The sequence below is a fragment of the Trinickia sp. LjRoot230 genome (assembly GCF_964253315.1).
GTDB lineage: Bacteria > Pseudomonadota > Gammaproteobacteria > Burkholderiales > Burkholderiaceae > Trinickia.
Window position 1 is genome coordinate 2961388 of record NZ_CAXUQX020000001.1, and the last position, 22313, is coordinate 2983700.

Annotated in this window: 18 protein-coding genes; 8 read left to right on the plus strand and 10 right to left on the minus strand. The window is 63.2% G+C overall.

Annotated features, from left to right (window positions below; all coding sequences use genetic code 11):
* The first annotated feature begins 355 nt into the window (after positions 1-355).
* On the plus strand, positions 356-3472 hold the full coding sequence (locus ACSQ20_RS13450; RefSeq protein ID WP_436020701.1) for a transglycosylase domain-containing protein: 3117 nt from the start codon (positions 356-358) through the stop codon (positions 3470-3472).
* A gap of 86 nt (positions 3473-3558) precedes the next feature.
* Complete coding sequence (locus ACSQ20_RS13455; RefSeq protein ID WP_436020703.1) at positions 3559-3744, plus strand: CsbD family protein; 186 nt, start codon at positions 3559-3561, stop codon at positions 3742-3744.
* A 66-nt stretch (positions 3745-3810) separates the two neighbouring features.
* On the opposite strand, the gene ACSQ20_RS13460 is transcribed toward ACSQ20_RS13455, so the two are convergent.
* Positions 3811-4755 (minus strand): LysR family transcriptional regulator, encoded by a 945-nt coding sequence (locus ACSQ20_RS13460; protein ID WP_436020705.1) that lies wholly within the window; start codon positions 4753-4755, stop codon positions 3811-3813.
* 128 nt (positions 4756-4883) lie between these two features.
* On the opposite strand from ACSQ20_RS13460, the gene ACSQ20_RS13465 reads away from it, so the two are divergent.
* Positions 4884-7001 (plus strand): 3-hydroxyacyl-CoA dehydrogenase NAD-binding domain-containing protein, encoded by a 2118-nt coding sequence (locus tag ACSQ20_RS13465; RefSeq protein WP_436020707.1) that lies wholly within the window; start codon positions 4884-4886, stop codon positions 6999-7001.
* 295 nt (positions 7002-7296) lie between these two features.
* Entirely contained in the window at positions 7297-8985 is a 1689-nt protein-coding gene (locus tag ACSQ20_RS13470) for a hypothetical protein (protein ID WP_436020709.1), read from the plus strand.
* Positions 8986-9002: 17 nt separating this feature from the next.
* Here ACSQ20_RS13470 and ACSQ20_RS13475 read toward each other — a convergent pair whose 3' ends face one another.
* Positions 9003-9899 (minus strand): helix-turn-helix domain-containing protein, encoded by an 897-nt coding sequence (locus tag ACSQ20_RS13475; RefSeq protein ID WP_436020711.1) that lies wholly within the window; start codon positions 9897-9899, stop codon positions 9003-9005.
* Positions 9900-10090: 191 nt separating this feature from the next.
* Here ACSQ20_RS13475 and ACSQ20_RS13480 point away from each other — a divergent pair, with 191 nt between their 5' ends.
* On the plus strand, positions 10091-10459 hold the full coding sequence (locus tag ACSQ20_RS13480) for a nuclear transport factor 2 family protein (RefSeq protein WP_436020713.1): 369 nt from the start codon (positions 10091-10093) through the stop codon (positions 10457-10459).
* A 44-nt stretch (positions 10460-10503) separates the two neighbouring features.
* On the opposite strand, the gene ACSQ20_RS13485 is transcribed toward ACSQ20_RS13480, so the two are convergent.
* A complete protein-coding gene (locus tag ACSQ20_RS13485) occupies positions 10504-10992 on the minus strand; it encodes an Lrp/AsnC ligand binding domain-containing protein (RefSeq protein WP_436020715.1) in 489 nt (162 codons plus the stop codon).
* 97 nt (positions 10993-11089) lie between these two features.
* Between ACSQ20_RS13485 and ACSQ20_RS13490 the strand changes: the two genes are divergently transcribed.
* Positions 11090-12376 (plus strand): D-amino acid dehydrogenase, encoded by a 1287-nt coding sequence (locus ACSQ20_RS13490; protein WP_436020717.1) that lies wholly within the window; start codon positions 11090-11092, stop codon positions 12374-12376.
* Positions 12377-12460: 84 nt separating this feature from the next.
* Here the strand turns inward: ACSQ20_RS13490 and ACSQ20_RS13495 are convergent, their stop codons facing one another.
* The 5 genes from ACSQ20_RS13495 to ACSQ20_RS13515 all read right to left on the minus strand — a co-directional run bounded on the left by ACSQ20_RS13495 (position 12461) and on the right by ACSQ20_RS13515 (position 17947).
* Positions 12461-14251, minus strand: coding sequence for an acyl-CoA dehydrogenase (locus ACSQ20_RS13495; protein WP_436020719.1), 1791 nt, complete (start codon positions 14249-14251; stop codon positions 12461-12463).
* 127 nt (positions 14252-14378) lie between these two features.
* Complete coding sequence (locus ACSQ20_RS13500) at positions 14379-15314, minus strand: electron transfer flavoprotein subunit alpha/FixB family protein (RefSeq protein WP_436020721.1); 936 nt, start codon at positions 15312-15314, stop codon at positions 14379-14381.
* 13 nt (positions 15315-15327) lie between these two features.
* Positions 15328-16077, minus strand: coding sequence for an electron transfer flavoprotein subunit beta/FixA family protein (locus ACSQ20_RS13505; protein ID WP_436020723.1), 750 nt, complete (start codon positions 16075-16077; stop codon positions 15328-15330).
* A 192-nt stretch (positions 16078-16269) separates the two neighbouring features.
* Positions 16270-16923, minus strand: a complete 654-nt coding sequence (locus ACSQ20_RS13510; protein WP_436020725.1) for a methionine ABC transporter permease — start codon at positions 16921-16923, stop codon at positions 16270-16272.
* A complete protein-coding gene (locus tag ACSQ20_RS13515; RefSeq protein WP_436020727.1) occupies positions 16916-17947 on the minus strand; it encodes a methionine ABC transporter ATP-binding protein in 1032 nt (343 codons plus the stop codon). Before ACSQ20_RS13515 ends, ACSQ20_RS13510 begins: the two co-directional genes overlap by 8 nt.
* Before the next feature lie 253 nt (positions 17948-18200).
* Between ACSQ20_RS13515 and ACSQ20_RS13520 the strand changes: the two genes are divergently transcribed.
* Complete coding sequence (locus tag ACSQ20_RS13520; protein WP_436023095.1) at positions 18201-19082, plus strand: lysophospholipase; 882 nt, start codon at positions 18201-18203, stop codon at positions 19080-19082.
* Between the two features lie 34 nt (positions 19083-19116).
* Here ACSQ20_RS13520 and ACSQ20_RS13525 read toward each other — a convergent pair whose 3' ends face one another.
* Together ACSQ20_RS13525 and ACSQ20_RS13530 are read right to left on the minus strand one after the other, a co-directional pair.
* Positions 19117-19938 carry an enoyl-CoA hydratase gene (locus ACSQ20_RS13525; protein WP_436020729.1) on the minus strand — a complete coding sequence of 274 codons (822 nt, stop codon included), beginning with the start codon at positions 19936-19938 and terminating at the stop codon, positions 19117-19119.
* A 53-nt stretch (positions 19939-19991) separates the two neighbouring features.
* Positions 19992-20915 (minus strand): histone deacetylase family protein, encoded by a 924-nt coding sequence (locus ACSQ20_RS13530; protein ID WP_436020731.1) that lies wholly within the window; start codon positions 20913-20915, stop codon positions 19992-19994.
* A 175-nt stretch (positions 20916-21090) separates the two neighbouring features.
* On the opposite strand from ACSQ20_RS13530, the gene mltB reads away from it, so the two are divergent.
* Complete coding sequence (gene mltB, locus ACSQ20_RS13535; RefSeq protein WP_436020733.1) at positions 21091-22272, plus strand: lytic murein transglycosylase B; 1182 nt, start codon at positions 21091-21093, stop codon at positions 22270-22272.
* The last annotated feature ends 41 nt before the right edge of the window (positions 22273-22313 follow it).

Genomic DNA, 22313 nt, shown 5'->3' on the forward strand with positions numbered 1-22313 from the left:
GGAAGAATCGGTTTCAACTCTTTGAAAAAGAGCGCGGTAAGGATTTCATCAAACCGTGCCGATAATATTAAAAAGGCAGTTCGTTCGTCGAATTTGTCAGACGGCAGCCGCGCGCCCCGCGCGAGCATCCTGTTTGCATAACACTTAATTCCTACTAATTGCAAGACATCGCGCCCAGCTTGGCGATTCGTGCGGAATGCAACACCTGGTGCGCAGAACATCCCGCATGATTAAACTACTAGTGCAGTGTTCGACGGCAACCGGCGCAGATTGTGGCCGAACACCGTAGGAGTACCCAGTGGCGGCGTTTGAGGCTCCGTCACGCGCGGCACCTAAGAATGAATGAGGAGCCAAAATGAATCGTCCGCTCGCCCGAATGCCGCTCCGCGCCATCGCCACATTGTCACCGGGCGCGCGATGGAAGTGGTTTTTCGGGCTGGCAGCGGCGGCCTTGGTGGGCGTCCTCGCTTATTTCGTGTCGCTGGAAATGCAGAGTTCGCGCCTGCAGGCACGCTATCTGACGCGGCTCGATCGCAACGTTTCTTTTTCCGTCTCACCAGGCGCCAGCGACAGCATCCGCTTTCCGACCCAGGGCGGCCCTTACGACATCCGCCTCGGCTATGCACGCCTGCCTGACTTCGAAAAGCGGCTCGCCGCGCGTGGCTACACCGTGACGCAACAGGCGCGCGACTCATCGACGATGATCTCGATCGCCGATCGCGGCCTTTTCCTGCCCTACGCCGAAAAAGACCAAGGCGGCCTGCAGCTGTTCGATATGAACGGCCAGCCGCTATTCAGCGCGCGATACCCCGCCCTCGCCTATGGCGATTTCGACTCGATTCCGCCTGTCATCGTCAGCGCGCTCACGTTCATCGAGGATCGCTACCTGCTCGATCCAAGCGAGCCCTATCGCAACCCCGCCGTTGACTGGGGCCGGCTGTCGCGGGCGATCTCCGACCAGGCGCTGCGGCTCGTCAACCGACATCAGGCGACACCAGGCGGCAGCACACTCGCCACACAGATCGAAAAATTCCGTCATTCGCCGGGCGGACGCACCGCCACGCCACCCGAAAAGCTGCGTCAGGTCGCGTCGGCGTCCGTGCGCGCCTACCTCGGCGGCGAAGAAACGATGGCCGCGCGCCGGGCTGTCGTCGTCCATTACTTGAACACCGTGCCACTCGCCGCACAGCCGGGCGCAGGAGAGATCGAAGGCCTCGGCGACGGTCTCGCTGCGTGGTACGGCCGCGATTTCGCCGACGTGAACCGGCTTCTCACACAAGCGAGCATGCGCCGCGCCGATGCCAATTCCGATGCCGATGCCGACCCGCTCGCAGATGAAGCGCTGACCCTCAAGCAGGCGTTATCGCTGTTGATCGCCCAGCGTGCGCCTTCATATTTCCTCGTGCGCCATCCCGCTGCGCTCGAGCGGCTGACCGACAGCTATTTGCGGGTCATCGCGGCAAACGGCGTGATTTCGCCGAAGCTGCGCGATGCCGCGCTTGCGCAGCAGTTGGAGCTGCACCGCGCGGCACCGCCGCCGTCCGCCACGTCGTACGTCGCGCGCAAAGCCGTTACCTCGCTGCGCGCACAGTTGATGAGCGCACTCGGCGTCTCGAACGTGTATGACCTCGACCGCCTCGACCTGACCGCCCGCTCGACATTGAACAAGGCCGTGCAAGCCGACGTCAGTGACCGCCTGGCGCGCGCGAGCACCATCGAAGGCGCCAAAGCCGCGGGCCTATACGGGTTCGAAATGCTGCGCCCCGGCGACGATCCGTCGAAGATCGCATTCAGCTTCACACTGTTCGAGCGCCGCGACGGCCAGAATCTTGTACGCGTGCAGACCGACAGCGTGAATCAGCCATTCGATATCAACCGCGGCGCCCGTCTGAATCTCGGCTCCACGGCCAAGCTGCGCACAGTGATCACCTACTTGCAGATCGTGTCGGCGCTGCATGCACGCTACGGCACGATGTCGAACGCCGAACTCAAACGCGTGGTGCCCGATCCCAGCGACGCGCTCACGCGTTGGGCCATCGACTATCTCTCGCACACGAGCGAGCGCTCATTGCCCGCGATGCTCGATGCGGCCGTCGCGCGCAAGTATTCGGCAAGCCCGGGCGAACTGTTCTCGACCGGCGGCGGCATGCAATCCTTCACGAATTTCGACAAGTCGGATAACGGCCGCATCCTCACCGTTCACGACGCCTTCCAGCATTCGGTCAACCTGGTATTCGTGCGGATCATGCGCGATATCGTCCGCTACGAGATGGTCGAGGCGGCCGGCCCATCGCAGCATTGGCTCGACGATCCACAATTGCGCGAACGCTATCTGACGCGCTTCGCCGATCAGGAGAGCCTTGTCTACCTGCATCGTTTCTATACGAAATACCAGGGCAAAACCGCGGAGCCCGCACTCGATACGTTGATCAGCAGCATGCGCAGCAAGACGCCGCCCAAGCTCGCCACTGCGCTTCGCAGCGTCGCACCCGACGCACCGCGCAGTTGGTTCGACACGCGCATGCGTGCGGCGTTGAAGGGCACAGTGAACGCGAAGCTTTCCGATGACGCGCTCGACACGCTTTACACGAAGTACGGGCCGGACAAATTCAATTTGAATGATCGCGGCTATATCGCGCGCGTCCATCCCGTCGAGTTGTGGATGCTGAACTACTTGCGCGCGCATCCAAAGGCATCGGAGAGCGAACTCAAAACGGCGAGCAAGGATGCGCGGCTCACGTCGTACGCATGGCTTTTCAAAACACGGCGCCGCGGCGCGCAGGATCGGCGCATTCGGCACATGGTCGAGCTCGAGGCGTACGTCCGAATCACGAAGGCATGGCGTGCGCTCGGCTATCCGTTCGACGCGGTGACGCCCTCCTATGCCGCAGCCGTTGGCGCATCGGGCGACCGTCCCGACGCGCTTGCGCAGTTGATCGGCATGATCGCGAACGATGGCAGGATGCTGCCGCCTCACAGCCTCACTTCGCTGAGGTTCGCCGCGGGCACACCTTACGAGACCGAGTTCGCCCATGTGCCGGCCGGCAACGATGCGGCCGTCTCGCCCGAGATCGTCGATGTCGTGCATCGGCTCTTGCATGATGTCGTACAAGGGGGCACGGGCGCGCGGCTCGCGAGCGGCCTGCCGCTGCCCAATGGCCGTGCGCTCGACGTGTACGGCAAGACGGGCACCGGCGATCAGCGCTTCGAGGTGTACGCTCCCGGCGCGCGGCTCATCGAATCGCGCAAGGTCAATCGGACCGCGACGTTCGTCTTCGTCATCGACAATCGCTTTTTCGGCACGTTGACGGCCTATGCGCACGAGCCCTACGCCGCGCGCTACGCCTACACGAGTGCGATGGCCGTGCAACTGCTCAAATCGATGAGCCCCGTGCTTGCGCCGCTGTTCGCCGCACCGACGCCTGCGCACACCCGTGCGGGCGCTGCGCGGCTTGATTCGAGTCCGTCCTGAAGGCTGGCGCCCGCTCCGGGGCGGCCGGGTACGAATGTTGCGGGATCCTTGTTGCCGCACGTGCGGCGAATCCAAAGGAGGGTCGCATGAACAAGGATCAAGTGAAGGGTACTGCGGAAAAGGTCAAGGGCAAGGTCAACGAAGCCGTCGGCAAGGCCACCAACAATCCCGCCCGCGAAGCGAAGGGCGATCTGCAGCAAGGCGCCGGTGAGATCCGCAAGAGCTACGGCGACGTCAAAGAGCAAGTTAAAAAAAGCAATCCTCCTCACTAGGCTTCGCAGACTCGCGAGGCGGCTGAGGTAGAGCCGGCTCGCTCTTCGAGCGCGGCCCCGGCATGTTCAGCGGGACCGCCTCACTTTCTCGTTCTCGTTCTCGTTCGCGTTCGCGTTCGCGTTCGCCGCTTGCGCGAGAACGAACTCGATGAACACAGCGGCCGCACGTGTTTGATGGCGATCGGGCATATAAAGCAGGTACATGCGCGTGCCAAATATGCTCAAGCGCCAGGCATCGAGCGTCGTGACTACCTCACCTCGCCGAATATCTGCTTGCACCACATAGTCGGGCACGATGCCGACGCCGAGGCTCGCCAACACGGCTTGGCGCAGAAACAGAAAATTCTCCGAAACGATCGTCGGCTCGAGCAGCACCTCCTGACGCTCGTTGTCGAGATATGCCGCGACGCGCAATTGTCGCCCCACCACCGCAGCTGTCACGAGCGGCGTCGCAGCCAATGCGTCGAGCGTGGTCGGCAGCCCATGTGCTTGCGCGTACTGCGCCGATGCGCACGCCACATAGCGCACGGCGCCCATATCGCGTGCGATGAGATTCTGGGGCGGCTCGGACATCACACGCACAGCAATATCCACTTCATCGCGCAGCAAATCTTCGACGCGGTTTTCGAACATGACATCGAGCACGATGCCGGGATGCAGCCGCTTGAACGCGATGAGCCATTCGGCCATCACAAGTTGCCCATAGCCGCTCGGCACCGACAGCCGCACGCGTCCTTGCAAGGTCCGCCCGAGCGTTTCCATCGATTCCTGTGCCGCGCGCAGTGCGTTGCGAATGGCGCGCCCGTGCTCAGCGAGCCGCAGCCCCGCCTCCGTGGCCTCGAGGCGCCGCGTCGTGCGCCGCACCAGTTGCAGCCCGAGCGTGCGCTCCAATTGATTCAGGTGATAGCTCATGTTGGCGCGCGTCATCTTGAGCCTGCGCGCAGCTTCGCTCAAATTGCCGGCATCGAGAATATCGACGAGCAGCGACAGCGAATTGGGGTCTAGAGACATCGATCGAAAGCAAAGCTCGTCAAATGTATTTTGACAGTCTGTCAATGTTGCCTTCCATTGTCAATTTTGCTTATCCGCTCGACAATCACGTACTGAGCCAACGCGCCGAACCTCTGCGAGCCCCGCTTATGAACGCAACGCCCGTCGTGACCTCAAGCCTTGCCGGCAACATTCTCGTGCTCGCGATTGATCACCCGCCTGTGAACGCTCTCAACGTCGACGTGCGCCGCGAGCTCACCGCGGCGATCGATTCGGCTGAGGAAAACGCGGCTGTCGCGGCCGTGCTGATTGTCGGCGCGGGCCGCAATTTCATCGCAGGCGCAGACCTTCGCGAGTTCGGCAAGCCGCCCGCGCCGCCTTCTTTACCGGCCGTGTGCAACCGCATCGAGGCCTGCGCTAAACCGGTCGTCGCGGCGATCCACGGCGCCGCGCTCGGCGGCGGCCTCGAGATCGCGCTTGCCGCGCACTACCGCATTGCCGTCGCGCTCGCCAAGCTCGGGCTGCCAGAAGTGAAACTGGGCCTGATGCCCGGCGCCGGCGGCACGCAACGCGCGCCGCGTCTGATCGGCGCCGCCGCGGCGCTCGACCTGATGCTCTCCGGCCGCCATGTCGGTGCGCAAGAGGCGCTTGCATTGGGACTCGTCGACCGCCTGGGCCATAGCGACGACGTCCTCGGCGAGGGGCTCGCCTATACGCGCGAACTGCTTGCCGCCCGCGCCGGCACCCGCCCCACGCGCGCCGCGCGCGCGCTCGTTGCGGACGCAAGCGCCGCTCGCCGCGCCGTCGAGGCCGCACGCGAGCAAACGGCGGCTCGCTCGCGCGGCCTCTTTTCGCCGTTAAAGATCGTGGACGCGGTCCAAGCCGCACTGGATCTGCCCTTCGAGGAAGGGCTCGCCTTCGAGCGCAAATCGTTCCTCGAATGTCTCGACAGCCCCCAACGCAGCGGGCTCGTCCATGCGTTTTTCGCAGAACGCGAAGCCGCCAAGGCGCCTGAGACGCAGGCGGCAAAGGTCCGCCCGATCAACTCCGTCGGCGTGGTGGGCGGCGGCACCATGGGGGCCGGCATCGCCGTTGCGATCCTCCAGGCCGGCTTGCCAGTCGTCATGATCGAGCGCGACGAAGCGGCGCTCGCGCGTGGACGTGGTCATATCGAACGCGTCTACGAAGGGCTCGTCGCCAAAGGCCGCCTGAACGGGCAACACAAAGATGCCGCGCTCGCGCGCTTCACGGGCGGTACCGATTACGCGGCGCTCTCGCAAGCCGAGCTCGTCATCGAGGCCGTGTTCGAGGATATGGCGGTGAAAAAGGCCGTCTTCGCCGAACTGGATCGCGTTGCCAAGCCCGGCGCCGTACTCGCCACCAACACGTCCTACCTCGATATCGATGAAATCGCGGCAAGCACTGCGCGGGTATCGGATGTGATCGGCCTGCACTTCTTTTCGCCGGCCCACGTGATGAAGCTGCTCGAAATCGTCGTCCCGGCACGCGTCGCACCGGACGTCGTCGCGACCGCATTCGAGTTCGCCAAGCGGCTCGGCAAAGTGCCGGTGCGCGCGGGCGTGTGCGACGGGTTCATCGGCAACCGGCTGCTCGCCGTCTATCGCACGGCGGCCGACTATTTGATGGAAGACGGCGCATCGCCTTATCAAATCGATCGCGCGATGCGCGATTTCGGCTACCCGATGGGCCCTTATCAGGTCGTCGATCTGGCGGGCGGCGACATCGGCTGGGCCGCGCGCAAGCGCCGAGCGCCGACGCGCGACCCGCGCGCGCGCTATGTCGAGATCGCCGATCGCCTGTGCGAGCGCGGCTGGTTCGGGCAAAAGACGGGACGCGGCTTTTACCGCTATGCCGACGGCGCTCGCGTGGGCAGCCCTGACCCGGAAGTGGAGTCGATCATCGATGCGGAGCGCGAGCGCCACGGGATTGTGCCGCGCCACTTTAGCGACGACGAGATCGTGCGGCGTCTTCTGGCCGCGATCATCAACGAAGCGGCCAATGTAGTGCGCGAGCGCATCGCGCTGCGCCCGCTCGATGTCGATGTCGCGCTCGTACACGGCTACGGTTTCCCGCGCTATCGCGGCGGCCCGATGCACTATGCCGATACGGTGGGCCTCGAGCAGATCCTGGCCGACCTGCGCCGGTTCGAAGCGGAGGACCCGCTCTTCTGGCAGCCCTCGCCGCTCATCATCGAACTGGTGCTTCGCGGCGCAGGCTTTTCGAGCTTGAATGGCGGCGTGAGCTAATGCCGATGTCCACGCCGATGCCGATGACGGAAGTCGGGGTAATGCGCATGCGTGTGCGTGACGCGAACGGCCGATCCATCGGAACTTCGCATTAACGTCCGCCATTGCGTTTTGAGATGATTCAACGCAAAAAAATGTGCATCACTTCGGAATATTCGTAGTTTTTTCGGGTGGCCGGAGCAATCCGCGCAGTCCGAACGCTATGCTTTTCGCATTTTTTATTCGCTTAGCCACAGCACGACGCCCGCTTAGGGTCACCGGCGATTTGGCGCGCGAGGTCTTCGGGACATCTATCATGGGTGTAGGCAAGGTTCAGCGCGAATCGCAAGCGGAACAGGCGAACAGCAAAGATGCAGATCCGACAAACGTCGGCCGTGACAAAAGCTACTTGTCGCAGGCCGCGCCAACCGCATCCACGTTGCTTGCGGGGCTACCGACCATCCAGAGTCCGCTTGTCACGCGGCACCTGAATCAACAGTACGAGACTCACTGGCGCGCGGTCCCGGTCGAACAGCCGCCCTCTCCCACCCTTTACGGAAAGGGAGCGACGCCGCGCAGTGGCATCGAAGACCCGGACGCCGCCGAGCGCAGGAAATTCGCGGCGCGTGCAGCACCTTTTGACCTGCCCGAGGCGGCAATCATCGACCTCTCGCCGCTCGCGCCGCGCGACCATGTCACGCGGTCCTTCGATGCCCGCCTCGACCGAATGAAAGGCGAGGTTGTCGCGCGTGGTCAAGAACACGCCGACCGCACCGGCGACAACGTGTTCTATATCTCGTGGGACGTATCGAACCTCGGCGGACTCAACAACGCCTGCGGCACCGAGAAAGCCAACGTTCATTACCGTGTTTTCGCAAATATCCTCGCGCAAGAACTGGCGGCCCTGGGCGCACAAGTCATTCCAATGAGAACGGGCGGCGACGAGGGCGGCATGACGGTGACCGGACGCTTCGACGCTCAGCAATTACAAGCGGCACTGCAACGCGCCCGACAACGCATCCACGCGTATGCCAAGCAGCAAGACCTCGCCGAAATCCCGCATCGCAAAGGCGACGGCCGAAAGGGCGTCGGCATGCATCTGGGCTCCGCACCAGTGCTCAAACAGCTCACGCTATGGCAGGTTTTCACGCTTGCCGATCTGCGCATGAACGCCAGCAAGAAGAAAAAAACGCAACACGATCCGGCCGCCCGCGACGCTGATCTCGGCGTATCGGAGCAAGAACTCGCTGCCCTCGACGCGATGGGCCTCGACGCGGAAGACGCGCTCGACGAGGAAGTGCGTTTCCCGTTGCAACGCGCCAGCGCGTTTTTCAAGGCACACGACATCACGGCGTTCCCCGATCCGGATGCTGTGGCCAAAATCAACTTCACGCTACGGGCCGCAAGACATAATTTATCGCGCGAGGCCATCGAGGAGCTTGCCTGGCGCGCCGCGCGCGACTATGTCACGGGCCACTTCGAGGGCCGCGTGGATCGAGCCAAATCCGACTTGGTACGCCATGGGCAAGCGTATGCACTGAATACGGGCCAACCCGTGTTTTTTGTCGTCGGGGAACTCGTCAACCTCGGCCCGTTGAACGCAGCGATGGACAACATCGCCGATCGTGCGAACGTGCACTACCGCAACATGACGTCGATGGCCGTCGAGGAATTGCTGGCGACAGGCGGGGCCGTGGTTCCGATGCGCATCGAGGGCGACAAAGTGGGCTACCTGATCATCGCGCCGCATAACGAATTGCTGGTCGAATCCGCCATGGGGCGCGCTAACAAACGGACCAAAGCGTACGCCGACAAGTACGGCCTGGGCGGACTTGTCAATCCGCAAAATAAGGACCTCGTCGGCGTTCGCATGAATTTCGGGCGGACCGCGGTGGGGCCGGAGATGACGCTCGCGAACATTTTCAATCAGGTCGAGCGGAACCTTAAGCACAGCAAAAGCGAAGACGAAAAGGCAGTGCGCGCTTTGCGTGAGCGCAACAGTTAATACGCAGTCCTAACGATTTATTGCGCCGCGCGTTCGCTGGCATGCGCGCGCAGCGCGTCGGCCGTTTCGGCATCGGCAGGAAAGAACGCCTCGATCGCGAGCTCCGAAAGCGTGATATCCACGGGCGTGCCGAACACCGTCGTCGTGCTAAAAAACGAGAGCACGCCCCACTCTGTACGCAGTATCAACGGCACGACGATATCGGTGGTGTGCACGAGCGCGTCGCTTGCCTCATTCGCGCCATGCCGCTTTGCGGATGGCTCCGCCGACGGCGCCGGATAAGCGGCGAGTTCCTCGGCGAGCGCAGCCAATACGCCATCGCCGCTCGTCTGTGCCTGCCGTTCGACGCGTTGCAAAATATGCGCGCGCCACGCTGCCCAATTCACGATCTGCGGCGCCAACCCTTGCGGATGCAGCGACAACCGCAACACGTTGACGGGCGCTGCAAGCAGGCTCGGCGCCACGCGCGCGAGAAGCGGCGCCACCGCGCCGTTGGCGGCAATCATCGTCCAGTGCCGATCAATCGCCAACGCCGGATAAGGCTCGTGCGCGCGCAGCACGAGTTCGACCGCTTCGCGCGCGGCGGCGAGTTGCGGATCAGCCAGCGGCCGTTCCCGATAAAGCGGAGCGTAGCCGGCCGCGACGAGCAGCGCGTTACGCGAGCGCAGCGGCACGTCGAGCCGCTCGGCCAGATGCATGACCATCTCGCGGCTCGGCAGCGCGCGGCCTGATTCGACGAAGCTCAGATGCCGCGTGGAGATTTGCGCCTCGTTGGCGAGCAGCAACTGGCTCAACCGGCGGCGCTGGCGCCATTCGCGCAGCATCTCGCCGACCGTGCGGCTGGTGGTTGGCGCGGCCGGCGCGGCCGGCGCGGCCGGGCTTCGGGGGGCTGAGGTAGTAAGCGTCGTGTCCATGCCGGCGATCATAGCGAATCGACGACGCGTTTCCATTACCTCTCACGTAATCGACGCGCATCCGGCCTTCGACGATGCTTCGTTCCAGGCAAAACGCGCTGTACCGCAGCCGCAGCCGCCCGCCGATCGCCGGCTCACCAGTCGAGCCGCATATCGACTTCTTCCACCTTCCTTGTCAGGAGCCAGCAGCCATGAGCACTTACACCGATCTCGTCGAACGCTACTTCGCCGCCTGGAACGAAACGGACGCGGCAGCACGCCGCCGCTTGATCGCCGCGACGTACGTAGAAGACGCCGCCTATCAGGACCCGCTGCTCGCGGGCAACGGCCACGATGGCATCGACGCGATGATCGCCGCCGTGCACGAGCGCTTTCCGAATCATGTCTTTCGGCGCAGCACGGCGATCGACAGCTTCGGCTCCTACCTGCGATTTTCGTGGCATCTGAGCGCACCGGACGGCACCGTGATCGTGAAAGGCTCCGACTTCGCCGTGGTCGACGAATCCGGGCGCTTCACATCCGTCACAGGATTCCTCGACGAAGCGCCGCAGCCCGCGTAAGCGGCGACGAGTAGGCCGAAGGCTAAGGACTAAAGACCGTCGGCCTACTCGCCAACCGGAATCGCCAGCGTCTCCTTGATTTCCTCCATCACGACGTAGCTTTTCGACTGCACGGCGCCGGGCAGTTGCAGCAGGATATCGCCGAGCAGTTTCCGGTAGTCGGCCATTTCACCGATGCGCGCTTTGATCAGATAGTCGAATTCGCCGGAGACCAGATGGCATTCGAGCACTTCCGGAATCTTCTGCACCTCGCGGCGAAACTGATCGAACATGTTGCCGCTTTTGTGATCGAGCGTGATCTCGACGAACACGAGCAGCGCCGCGCCAAGCTGTGTGGGATCGACGCGCGCGTAATAACCGGTGATGACGCCGTCGCGCTCCATGCGCTTCACGCGCTCGATACAAGGCGTCACCGTCAGGCCGACGCGTTCGGCGAGGTCCTTCATCGCGATGCGGCCGTCTTCCTGCAGGACTTTCAGGATATGGAGGTCGAGCTTGTCGAGCTTGCGGATCGGCTGACGCTGCGTTCTCATTGTTTTCACCAAAAATCAAAAAACTACAGAAACAAAAACTGCTTTTGTAGCAATAGTATAGCGTTCAACACTAGGTGAATCGGTTTCGGGAGCGGGTATGCGAGTTATCGTGCTGGGTAGCGGCGTAGTGGGCGTCACGAGCGCCTATTATCTTGCGCGCGCGGGCCATGAAGTCACCGTGGTCGACCGCGCCGCAGGGCCCGCGCTCGAAACCAGCTTTGGCAATGCCGGGCAGATTTCGCCCGGCTATGCGGCGCCGTGGGCTGCGCCGGGCGTGCCGCTCAAGGCCGTCAAATGGATGTTCCAAAGGCACGCACCCCTTGCCATCCGTCTTGATGGCACGCGGTTCCAGCTGAGCTGGATGTGGCAGATGCTGCAAAACTGCACTGCCGAGCGTTATGCCGTCAACAAGGGCCGCATGGTGCGGCTGGCCGAGTACAGCCGGGATTGCCTGCAAGCGCTGCGCGCCGAGACGGGAATCCAATACGAAGGCCGCACGGGCGGCACGCTGCAAGTGTTTCGCACCCAACAGCAACTGGACGGCGCGCAAAAGGACATCGCGGTACTCAAGGAAGCGAACGTCGCTTACGAGTTGCTCAGTTCAGCCGAACTTGCACGCGCAGAGCCGGCGCTCGCCGCCGTATCGCACAAGCTGACGGGCGGCCTGCGGCTGCCCGGGGACGAAACGGGCGACTGCCAACTGTTCACGACGCGCCTTGCAGCACTGGCCGAAACGCTCGGCGTGACGTTCCGCTACGGCACGCCGGTCGACGCACTCGAGACGACCGGTAGCCGGATTGTCGGCGTGCGCAGTGGCGGGCAAACGCTGCGCGCCGATGCCTTCGTCGTGGCGCTCGGTGCGGAGTCCACGAAGTTCGTGGCGGACATCGTCAAGATTCCGGTGTATCCATTGAAGGGTTATTCGATCACGGCACCGATCGTCGATGCCGCAGCGGCACCGGTGTCTACCGTGCTCGACGAAACCTACAAGATCGCGATCACACGGTTTGACGACCGCATTCGCGTGGGCGGCATGGCCGAGATCGTCGGCTTCGACCGGACGCTGCGCGACGCACGCCGCGAAACGCTCGAAATGTGCGTCAACGATCTGTTCCCCGGTGGGGGCGATACCGCCAAATCAACGTTTTGGACGGGCCTGCGCCCGATGACGCCGGACGGCACGCCGGTCGTCGGCCGGACGCCCGTTGCCAACCTCTTCCTCAACACGGGCCATGGCACGTTGGGCTGGACCATGTCGTGCGGCTCGGGTCAATTGCTTGCCGATCTGATCTCCGGTCGCCGGCCCGCGATCCAGGCAGACGACCTTTCCGTACACCGCTATCTCGGCGAGATCTCCAACTCGCCGCGCCCCGCTTACGCGTAACGCGGCTCACGCTACCCCAAGAGCCGTGCGTGGCACAGACGGCGCCCCACCCGGGCGCCGTTTGCATCTTGCATCCGTATTTTTTCAGAATTGATCTTCCGACAGCGCAAGCACGCCTTCGTCGCCTTTGTTGCTGACAATGGCCACTTCGAGCGCACCGGCTCGCGGCAAGATATGCTCCGCGAAAAAACGCGCCGTCGCGATCTTCGCGCCGAAAAATGACGGGTCGGTTGCTTCGTCACGCGCCGCCACGAGCATCGCGCGCGCCATCTGCCAACCGCTGAGCACCACGCCGGCCAATTCGAGATACGGCACGCTGCCCGCGAACACGGCGTTCGGGTCGCGCTTCGCATTGGCGAGCATGAAATCGACAGCAGCCGCAAACGCGCGCCGCCCTGCCCCGAGTTGTTCGCGCATCGACGCGAATGCCGCGCCGTCGCGTGTCGCAAGCGCTTTGATTGTCTCGTCGATCCGAGCGATCAATTGCCTGGCCACAGCGCCACCATCGCGCAACGTCTTGCGGCCAACAAGGTCGTTGGCTTGAATGGCGGTCGTGCCTTCGTAGATCGTCAGAATGCGCGCGTCGCGATAGTACTGCGCGGCGCCCGTTTCCTCGATGAAGCCCATACCGCCGTGCACCTGCACACCGAGGCTCGCGACGTCGATCGAACGCTCGGTGCTCCATCCTTTCACGATCGGCACGAGAAATTCGTAGATGGCTTGATGTTCGCGACGCGCGTCGGCATCGGCGTGACGATGTGCGATATCGCTCTCGGCGGCTGCTACATAGGCCAGCGCCCGTGCCCCTTCGGTCAGCGCGCGCATCGTGGCCAGCATGCGACGCACGTCGGGATGATGAATGATCGAGACTGCTTGTTTGGCGGAGCCGTCCACGGGCCGGCTCTGCACGCGTTCCTTCGCGTAGGCGAGCGCTTTCTGATAGGCACGGTCCGCGATCGCCACCCCTTGCATGCCGACCGCGAAGCGCGCAGCGTTCATCATGATGAACATATATTCGAGGCCGCGATTCGCTTGCCCGACCAAATCGCCGATCGCGCCGCCGTGATCGCCGAATTGCAGCACGGTCGTCGGACTGGCTTTGATGCCGAGCTTGTGTTCGATCGATACGCACTGCACGTCGTTGCGCGCACCAAGCGAACCGTCCTCCCCTACTAGATACTTCGGCACGATGAAAAGCGAGATGCCTTTCACGCCTTCCGGTGCATCGGGCAGCCGGGCAAGAACGAGATGGACGATATTCGTGGCCATATCGTGCTCGCCCCAGGTGATAAAAATCTTGGTGCCGAAAATGCGATAGGTGCCGTCTTGCTGCGGCTCGGCGCGCGTGCGCACGAGCGCCAGATCGGAGCCGGCCTGCGGCTCGGTCAAATTCATCGTACCAGTCCATTCGCCCGATAGCAGCTTGGGGACGAAGCGCTGCTTTTGCGCGTCGGTGCCGGCAGTCAACAGCGCTTCGATGGCGCCGTCCGTCAAAAGCGGGCACAGCGCGAACGAAAGATTCGACGCGTTCAGCATCTCGACGCAAGGCGTTGCGATTAGCTTGGGCAAACCCTGACCGTCGTACTCGACGGGGTGCTGCACACCCTGCCAACCGCCTTCCGAAAACTGGCGGAACGCCTCCTTGAACCCTGGCGTGGCCGTGACGGTACCGTCCTTGAACTCGCTCGGATGACGATCGCCCTCGACATTCAGCGGCGCGAGCACATCCTCGCAAAGCTTCGCGGACTCATCGAGCACGGCACGAGCTGTGTCGGCTGTCGCGTCTTCGCAGCCCGGCAAGGTAGCGATCTGATCGAGACCGGCCAGTTCCTGCATCACGAACAGCATGTCCTTGATCGGCGCGGTATAGCTCATCGTATTCTCCTCCGAGATGTGAAAAAGGGGCGCGTCGCGCCCCTCCGTGTACGGTCAGGCGCCTTTTCGAGCGGCGCTTCGTTGATTCGTCGGTTCGTCGTTTCCGCGGTTCTTTTCAGACTTCAGCTTAGTCCAGTGCCGCAACCAGTTCGGGCACGAGCGTGAACAGATCACCGACGAGGCCATAATCGGCCACGCTGAAGATCGGTGCTTCCGGGTCCTTGTTGATCGCCACGATAACTTTCGAATCTTTCATGCCGGCCAAGTGCTGAATCGCACCCGAAATGCCAACCGCCACATACAGTTGCGGCGCGACGATCTTGCCCGTTTGCCCGACCTGGTAGTCGTTCGGCACGTAGCCCGCATCGACCGCCGCGCGCGACGCGCCGAGTGCCGCACCGAGCTTGTCCGCGAGCGGCACGAGCACGCTCTGATAGTTCTCGCCGCTGCCCAGTCCGCGCCCGCCCGACACGATCACCTGCGCGCTCGTCAGCTCAGGACGGTCGAGCTTGGTCACCTCGCGGCTCACGAACTGCGAAATGCCGCGATCGGCCGCTGCCTCGATCTGCTCGATCGGCGCATTACCGCCCTCGGCGGCGACGGCGTCGAAGCCGGTCGCCCGTACCGTGATCACCTTGATCGGATCGTTCGATTGCACCGTTGCAATAGCATTGCCCGCGTAGATCGGCCGCTCGAATGTATCGGCCGACACCACCGCGGTAATTTCGCTGACCTGCGCAACATCGAGCTTGGCCGCAATGCGCGGCGCCACATTCTTGCCATAAGCTGTGGCCGGCAACACGATATGCGAGTAGTCCTTGGCGATGTTCAGCGCGGTGGCCTCGACGTTCTCCGCGAGGCCCGCGGCCAGTTGCGGCGCATCAGCCAACAGCACTTTCGTCACGCCTGCGATCTTGGCGGCGGCAGCGGCGGCGCCCTGCGCGTCGTGACCGGCCACCAGCAGATGGATGTCGCCGCCGATCTTCTGCGCAGCGGCCACCGTGTTCAAAGTCGCGCCCTTGATGGTCGCGTTGTCGTGTTCGGCAATTACCAGAATCGTCATTGTCTCGCTCCCCTCACAGCACCTTGGCTTCGGACTTCAGCTTCTCTACCAGCGATTTCACATCCGGCACCTTCACGCCGGCACTGCGCTTGGGCGGCTCTTCGACCCTCAAGGTCTTCAATCGCGGCGTCACGTCCACGCCGAGCGCGTCGGGCGTCAGCGTTTCGAGCGGCTTTTTCTTCGCCTTCATGATGTTCGGCAACGTCACGTAGCGCGGCTCGTTGAGCCGCAGATCCGTCGTCACCACGGCCGGCAGCGTCAGCGTGAGTGTTTCCGCGCCGCCGTCGACTTCGCGCGAGACCGTCGCATGGCCGTCGGCCACCACGACTTTCGATGCGAACGTCGCTTGCGGCAGGTTCGCCAGCGCGGCCAGCATCTGGCCCGTCTGATTCGAATCGTCGTCGATGGCCTGCTTGCCGAGGATCACGAGCTGCGGCTGCTCTTTGTCGACGAGCGCCTTGAGCAGCTTGGCCACCGCCAACGGCTGCAATTCCTCGTTGGATTCGATCAAAATCGCCCGGTCCGCACCGATTGCCAACGCCGTGCGCAGCGTTTCCTGGGCCTGCGCCACGCCCGCCGACACCGCCACGACCTCGGTGGCCACGCCCGCTTCGCGCAAACGCACCGCTTCTTCCACGGCGATTTCGTCGAACGGATTCATCGACATCTTCACATTCGCAATGTCGACGCCCGTGCCGTCCGACTTGACCCGGACCTTCACGTTGTAGTCAACCACACGCTTGACTGGCACCAGAATTTTCATGCACACGCTCCAAAGTTACGAATACGTCAACCCAGCGGACATTATAAGGGCCCTGGAAAGGGTTCCCGGAAGGCGCCCGCATAGGGCCGGGTCGACCGCACGCTTTAGATAACGAACGATCGTTTTATTTTAATGAGATGAGCGCCGAGTGCCAAGCCCGGCGTCTCGATCAACGCCTCTAACCGTTGGCGCTCAGCGATGGCTGAGCCGCCGCACCAGCCAATCGCCGAACGACTGCACGATCTGCACGAAGACGATAAGGATGGCGACGACCACGAGCATCACCTCGGGCAAAAACCGCTGATAGCCATACCGAATGCCGAGGTCGCCGAGCCCGCCGCCGCCGATGGCGCCGGCCATCGCCGAGTAGCCAACGAGCGAGACGAAGGTGATCGTGAGCCCCGCCACGATGCCGGGCAGCGCCTCGGGCAGCAATATCTTGAATACGATCTGACGCGTCGTTGCACCGAGCGCCTCGGCGGTTTCGATCAAGCCGCGGTCGACTTCGCGCAACGCCGTCTCGACCAGGCGCGCGATGAAAGGCGCTGCCGCGATCGTCAACGGCACGACGGCGGCCCCCGTGCCGATCGAAGTGCCCACGATCAGGCGCGTGAACGGAATGACGGCCACGAGCAAAATGATGAACGGCGTCGAGCGCACCGCGTTCACCGTCAAGCCCATCGCGCGATTGGCTGCAACGTTTTCGAGTACACCGCCGCGGTCCGTCAGAAACAGCAAGATGCCGAGCGGCAAGCCGGCCAGCGCGCCGAGTACGCCCGAGATGACGACCATCACGAGCGTCTCCCAGAACGACGCAACAAACATCGGGATCATTTCGTCAAACATGCGAGAGCGCCTCCACGATCACGCCTTGTTCGCGCAAGAACGCGAGCGCGGCGTCGAGTTGCTGCGGTTCGCCGTCGGCCAATACGGCCAGCGAGCCGAAAGCGCGGCCTTGAATCTCGTCGATCTGACCGTGCAAGATGTTCACATCGAGCGCATAGCGTCGAATGGCCTCCGACAGCACGGGCCGATCGACACTGCCCCCGGCGAATGCCAGCCGCAACAATTGCCCGGCGCCGGTCTCCAGATGCTTCGCCACGCGCGCCTTGACGGCGCCGGGCAACTCGTGCGCGATGACGTCGCCCAGCAGCGCACGCGTGACGTCATGCCGCGGCCGAAGGAAGACATCGATGACGCCCCCTGCTTCGACGATACGCCCCGCATCGAGCACCGCCACGCGATCGCACACTTGCTTGATGACTTCCATCTGATGCGTAATCAGCACAATCGTGAGCCCGAGTTCGCGATTGATCTGCTTGAGCAGATCGAGAATCGAGCGCGTCGTCTCCGGGTCCAGCGCTGAGGTCGCTTCATCGGAAAGCAGCACTTTGGGCCGACTGGCAAGTGCGCGGGCAATGCCGACCCGTTGTTTTTGTCCGCCGCTGATCTGCGCGGGGTAACGATCGCGTTGCGCACTCAGCCCGACAAGCTCGATGAGCGGCATCACGGCTGCCTCGATCGCCTGGCGCTTGATGCCGGCCAATTCGAGCGGCAGCGCGATATTGCCGAAGACCGTGCGCGAGCTGAGCAAATTGAAGTGCTGAAAGATCATGCCGATCTCGCGGCGTGCTTCGCGCAGCGGTCCCGGCGACAAACCGGTCAGCGTGCGCCCGGCCACGACGACCTCACCCGCAGTGGGCCGCGCCAACAGGTTGATCGTGCGCACGAGCGTACTTTTGCCCGCGCCGCTGCGCCCGATGATGCCGAAAATCTCGCCCGCGGCAATCGTCAAGTCGATGTCGTGAAGCGCATCCACCCAGCCATGCGGGCCGGCAAAGCGCTGTGAAACGTTGCGTAGTTCGATCATGAAAAGAAACGATGCGAGCGGCCGGGCACCATGTGGCCGCAGCACAGAGGACGCTCGCTTGAAAATAAGCTGGCCATTTTATCGCGTCGCACAAATAAGCTTTAATAATTAATCGTCGCGAGGTAATAACGGAAGGGCATTAGAGCGGCGCACCTCGGCGGGGTACGCACCGGTTGGTCGGCGCGGCGCTACCATGACGCACCCGACCCGGCCTTCCTTCGATTTTATGATCACCAACGAAACGAGCGAAACAATGGATGGGCAGGCCGCGTATCGCGCATCACCGGTGCGCGAGGCCGTGCGCACGGCCGACGGACTCGAGCTTGCTTGCTATCGCTGGGCGAGCGTCGCCCAGCGCAGCGCCCCGCTTGCAACCGTGGCGCTCGTGCATGGGCTCGCCGAGCACGCCGGCCGCTATGCACCGCTTGGCGAGGCCCTGAATGCCGCCGGCATCGAACTCGTTGCGCTCGATTTGCGCGGCCATGGCCTTTCGCCAGGGCCACGCGCCTGGGTCGAGCGCATCGATGATTACCTGCTCGACGTGCAAGCGCTGCTCAATGCAAGCGAGCACGCCGACCGACCGCTTTTTCTGATGGGCCACAGTATGGGCGGCGCGCTCGCTGCACTATTCGCGATCGAGCAACGTGAGCGGTTGGCGCATCCGGGCCAGTCCGTCGCTGGCCTCATCCTTTCGAGCCCGGCGCTGATGCCCGGCCATCACGTGCCGCGTTGGATGATCGCCGCGAGCCGCATCGTCAGCCGCGTGTGGCCGCGTTATCCAGCCATGAAAATCGACGCGGCATTGCTGGCCCGTGACCCGGCCGTCGTCGCGGCCAATCGGCTTGACCCGCTCGTGCACCACGGATACGTGCCCGCCCGCACAGGCGCAGCGCTGCTTGCAGCGATGGCACGGATCGAAGCGGGACGAGCTTCGCTGACGCTACCGGTGCTCGTCTTTCACGGCAGCGAGGACAAGCTCACCGAGCCCGACGGAAGCCGCGCTTTCGCCGAGCACGTCGGCGTGCCCGATCGGACGCTCACGATCTACGAGGGCAGCTATCACGAGACGCTGAACGACTTCGGGCGAGAGGGCGTCATCGGCATGTTGATCGAATGGATCGTCAAACGTTCATGACGAGAGCGCGCATGCATGGCTACATGCGCACGGGCTAGCCGTTCCAGTTCGGCTTGCGCTTGTCCAGGAATGCCTGCATGCCCTCGAGCGTCGCGTCGTCCATTGCGTTGCAGGCCATCGTCTGCCCGGCCAGTTGATAAGCGGCCTCGATGTCCGTCTCGAGTTGGCGGTAAAAGAGCGCTTTGCCTGCACGCACGGCGGCCGCCGGTTTCGCGCAAATGCTCGCCGCGAGCGCGGCCACTTCCGCGTCGAGTGCATCGACCGGCGCCATGCGGTTGATCAGGCCTTGCTCGCGCGCCTGGGCCGCATCGATGAAGTCCCCGGTCATCAGCATCTCGAACGCGGCCTTGCGCCCGATGTTGCGAGAGAGCGGAACCGCCGGCGTCGCACAAAAAAGGCCGATGTTGATACCCGAGACCGCGAAGTGGGCGATATCGGCCGCCACCGCCAGATCGCACATCGCCACGAGTTGGCACCCTGCCGCCGTTGCCATGCCTTGCACGCGCGCAATAACTGGTTGGGGCATGCGCGCGATGGTCAGCATCAGTGCGGAACAGCGCGCAAACAGCGCCTGATAGTAGTCGAGCGTGGGCGTCTGGCGCATTTCCTTCAGATCGTGCCCTGCGCAAAAAGCACGCCCCGCTGCGGCGAGCACGACGACGCGCGCATCCGACTCCGCCACGGTGCGAAGCGCCGCATGCAGTTCCGCGATCAGTTGTTCCGACAGCGCGTTGAATGCGTCGGGCCGATTCAGCGTCAGGCGCACAACGCCCGGGATGTCATAGGCATCGTGCTCGACGAGCAAGATGCCGCCGCCGTTCGTCGCAGCCGACGATGCGCCAGTGTCTGGATTCATGACTCGTGCCTCCTATTTCCGCCTACGATCGATCAACGCGTGTGCGCTATGGATCAGAGCCCCGCCAGCGCGCGCACATGCGCGACGACACTGCGCCCGAGCGCCGACAGGTTATAGCCGCCTTCGAGACTACTGACGATACGCCCGCGCGCATGCCGTTGCGCGACGCGCTTGATTTGATCGGTGATCCACACGTAGTCGTCCTCGACGAGCCCCATGTTGCCGAGATCGTCTTCGCGATGGGCGTCGAAGCCCGCCGACACGAAGATCATCTCGGGTTTGAATGCGTCAAGACGCGGCAGCCAGACAAGATCGATCGCTTCCCTGACGACATCGCCCTTCGTACGCGCCGGCATCGGCAGATTGACCATATTGGGCGCCGGATGATCGGCCCCGCTGAACGGATAGAACGGATGTTGAAAGAAGCTGCACATCAGCACGCGCTCGTCGCCCGCGAAAGCGGCTTCCGTCCCGTTGCCGTGATGAACATCGAAGTCGATGATGGCGACACGCGTCAGGCCATGCACCTCGAGCGCATGACGGGTGGCGATGGCCACATTATTAAAAAAGCAGAAACCCATCGCACGTGCAGGCTCGGCGTGGTGCCCGGGCGGACGCACACTGCAAAACGCGTTGTCATAGCGGCCCTCGAGCACGGCGTCGGTGGCCGCCACAGCCGCACCTGCGGCGCGCAGCGCCGCTTGCCATGTGTGGGGGTTCATCGCCGTATCGGGATCGATCCGCACATAGCCCTCGCTCGGCGCCTGGCTATACAGGTAATCGATATGTGATTGCGTATGTACGCGCGCGAGGTCCTCGATATCTGCAAGCGGCGCTGTTTCGCGTTGGAGGAGCGGCGCAATGCGGCTCGCGATCAGTTGGTCTTCGATTGCCTGCAGGCGCGCCGGACATTCAGGATGGCCTGGCGCCATTTCGTGCAGTTGGCAATCGGGATGTGAATAAAAAGCGGTCGCCATGTTTGTTCACTCATCCGGTTCGCGTGTCCGTCTCACGCCTAAGTTACCATACGCGGCGCGACGCATCCGGGCGCGCTGCCAAGCCACGAGCGAGCCCGTTTCGCGGGCCGCCACCGTTCGCTATACTGCGCCGAACCATTCACGCACCGTGCCGCCGCCCGCCCTCCGATCGAACATGACCGTTACCCTCGCTTCACACGCCGCCAAACGTCTTGCAGCACGCCTCGCCATAGCCGCTTTCACCGCCGCCGCCAGCACCGGGGTCTGGGCGCAGACGAGCTCGGCCAAACATGCGACGAAGCTCGCCCAGGGTCAGCCGCAAACGCAGCCCGCTTCGTCGGGCCAGACATTCGAAGAGGAAATCATCCCGCAGCGCTACGCACATAACATCGATGTCGATTCGTTTATCGACGACATGGTCGCGCGCTACGACTTCGACCCCAACGCGCTGCACGCGCTGTTCGCCAGCGCTGTCTACTCAGCAACCGTCGTCAAGCTCGTCACGCCGGCACCCACGCTTGCGACAAAAAACTGGCACGTCTATGAATCGCGCTTTCTCGACCCCGTGCGCATCAACGCGGGGGTGAAGTTCTGGCGCGAAAACCGTGCAACGCTGCAACGCGCTTACGAGCAATACGGCGTCCCCCCGGAGATCGTCGTCGGCATCATCGGCGTTGAAACGATCTACGGGCGGTTTATGGGCAACTTCCGAGTGCTTGATGCCCTGACGACGCTCGCGTTCGATTACCCGAACACGCCGAATCGCGCGACGCGCGAAATGACGTTTCGCAAAAATCTCGAGGACTATCTCGTCTGGACGCGCAACGCTCAGCTCGACCCCAGCAGCGTACGGGGCTCGTACACAGGCGCCATTGGCATCCCGCAGTTCCTGCCGAGCAGCATCGTCCAATACGCCGTCGATTACGAGGGCAACAACCATATCGATCTGCGAACGAGCGTCGCGGATGCAATCGGCAGCGTGGCCCACTATTTGAGCGAGAACGGTTGGAACACTGGCCGCCCCGTCGTATGGAAGATCGCGCACGACGCCGGCAGCATCGGCATCGCTCAGGCAGCCGCCGATGGGCGGCCCGAGCCACATTGGCCGCTGTCGCAAATGCTGCGTGCCGGCATGGCCGTCGACGAACCGGGCTTCGACGCGAACGCCGAAGCCAGCACCCCGGTGCTCGTCATCGATCTGCCCACACCGGGCCAGCCGACCCAATACATGCTCGGCTTGCAAAACTTTTACGTGCTCACGCGCTACAACCGCAGCTTCTTTTACGCACTCGCAGTCTATGAACTTGGCGAGCGCGTCAAAGCGCGCATGCAGGCGGACACCGCAAGCGCGAACTGAGGCGAGGCCGTAAGGTCAGCAGATCAGCACGTTCGCCTCGA

Bases quoted from the DNA above. Each gene is read 5' to 3' on its own strand.
- ACSQ20_RS13450 (WP_436020701.1), top strand. From the start codon at position 356: ATGAATCGTCCGCTCGCCCGAATGCCGCTCCGCGCCATCGCCACATTG.
- ACSQ20_RS13495 (WP_436020719.1), bottom strand. From the start codon at position 14,251: ATGAGCTATACCGCGCCGATCAAGGACATGCTGTTCGTGATGCAGGAA.
- ACSQ20_RS13505 (WP_436020723.1), bottom strand. From the start codon at position 16,077: ATGAAAATTCTGGTGCCAGTCAAGCGTGTGGTTGACTACAACGTGAAG.
- ACSQ20_RS13470 (WP_436020709.1), top strand. From the start codon at position 7,297: ATGGGTGTAGGCAAGGTTCAGCGCGAATCGCAAGCGGAACAGGCGAAC.
- ACSQ20_RS13525 (WP_436020729.1), bottom strand. From the start codon at position 19,938: ATGAATCCAGACACTGGCGCATCGTCGGCTGCGACGAACGGCGGCGGC.
- ACSQ20_RS13520 (WP_436023095.1), top strand. From the start codon at position 18,201: ATGGATGGGCAGGCCGCGTATCGCGCATCACCGGTGCGCGAGGCCGTG.
- ACSQ20_RS13475 (WP_436020711.1), bottom strand. From the start codon at position 9,899: ATGGACACGACGCTTACTACCTCAGCCCCCCGAAGCCCGGCCGCGCCG.
- ACSQ20_RS13485 (WP_436020715.1), bottom strand. From the start codon at position 10,992: ATGAGAACGCAGCGTCAGCCGATCCGCAAGCTCGACAAGCTCGACCTC.
- ACSQ20_RS13510 (WP_436020725.1), bottom strand. From the start codon at position 16,923: ATGTTTGACGAAATGATCCCGATGTTTGTTGCGTCGTTCTGGGAGACG.
- mltB (WP_436020733.1), top strand. From the start codon at position 21,091: ATGACCGTTACCCTCGCTTCACACGCCGCCAAACGTCTTGCAGCACGC.
- ACSQ20_RS13530 (WP_436020731.1), bottom strand. From the start codon at position 20,915: ATGGCGACCGCTTTTTATTCACATCCCGATTGCCAACTGCACGAAATG.
- ACSQ20_RS13460 (WP_436020705.1), bottom strand. From the start codon at position 4,755: ATGTCTCTAGACCCCAATTCGCTGTCGCTGCTCGTCGATATTCTCGAT.
- ACSQ20_RS13500 (WP_436020721.1), bottom strand. From the start codon at position 15,314: ATGACGATTCTGGTAATTGCCGAACACGACAACGCGACCATCAAGGGC.
- ACSQ20_RS13465 (WP_436020707.1), top strand. From the start codon at position 4,884: ATGAACGCAACGCCCGTCGTGACCTCAAGCCTTGCCGGCAACATTCTC.
- ACSQ20_RS13515 (WP_436020727.1), bottom strand. From the start codon at position 17,947: ATGATCGAACTACGCAACGTTTCACAGCGCTTTGCCGGCCCGCATGGC.
- ACSQ20_RS13480 (WP_436020713.1), top strand. From the start codon at position 10,091: ATGAGCACTTACACCGATCTCGTCGAACGCTACTTCGCCGCCTGGAAC.
- ACSQ20_RS13490 (WP_436020717.1), top strand. From the start codon at position 11,090: ATGCGAGTTATCGTGCTGGGTAGCGGCGTAGTGGGCGTCACGAGCGCC.
- ACSQ20_RS13455 (WP_436020703.1), top strand. From the start codon at position 3,559: ATGAACAAGGATCAAGTGAAGGGTACTGCGGAAAAGGTCAAGGGCAAG.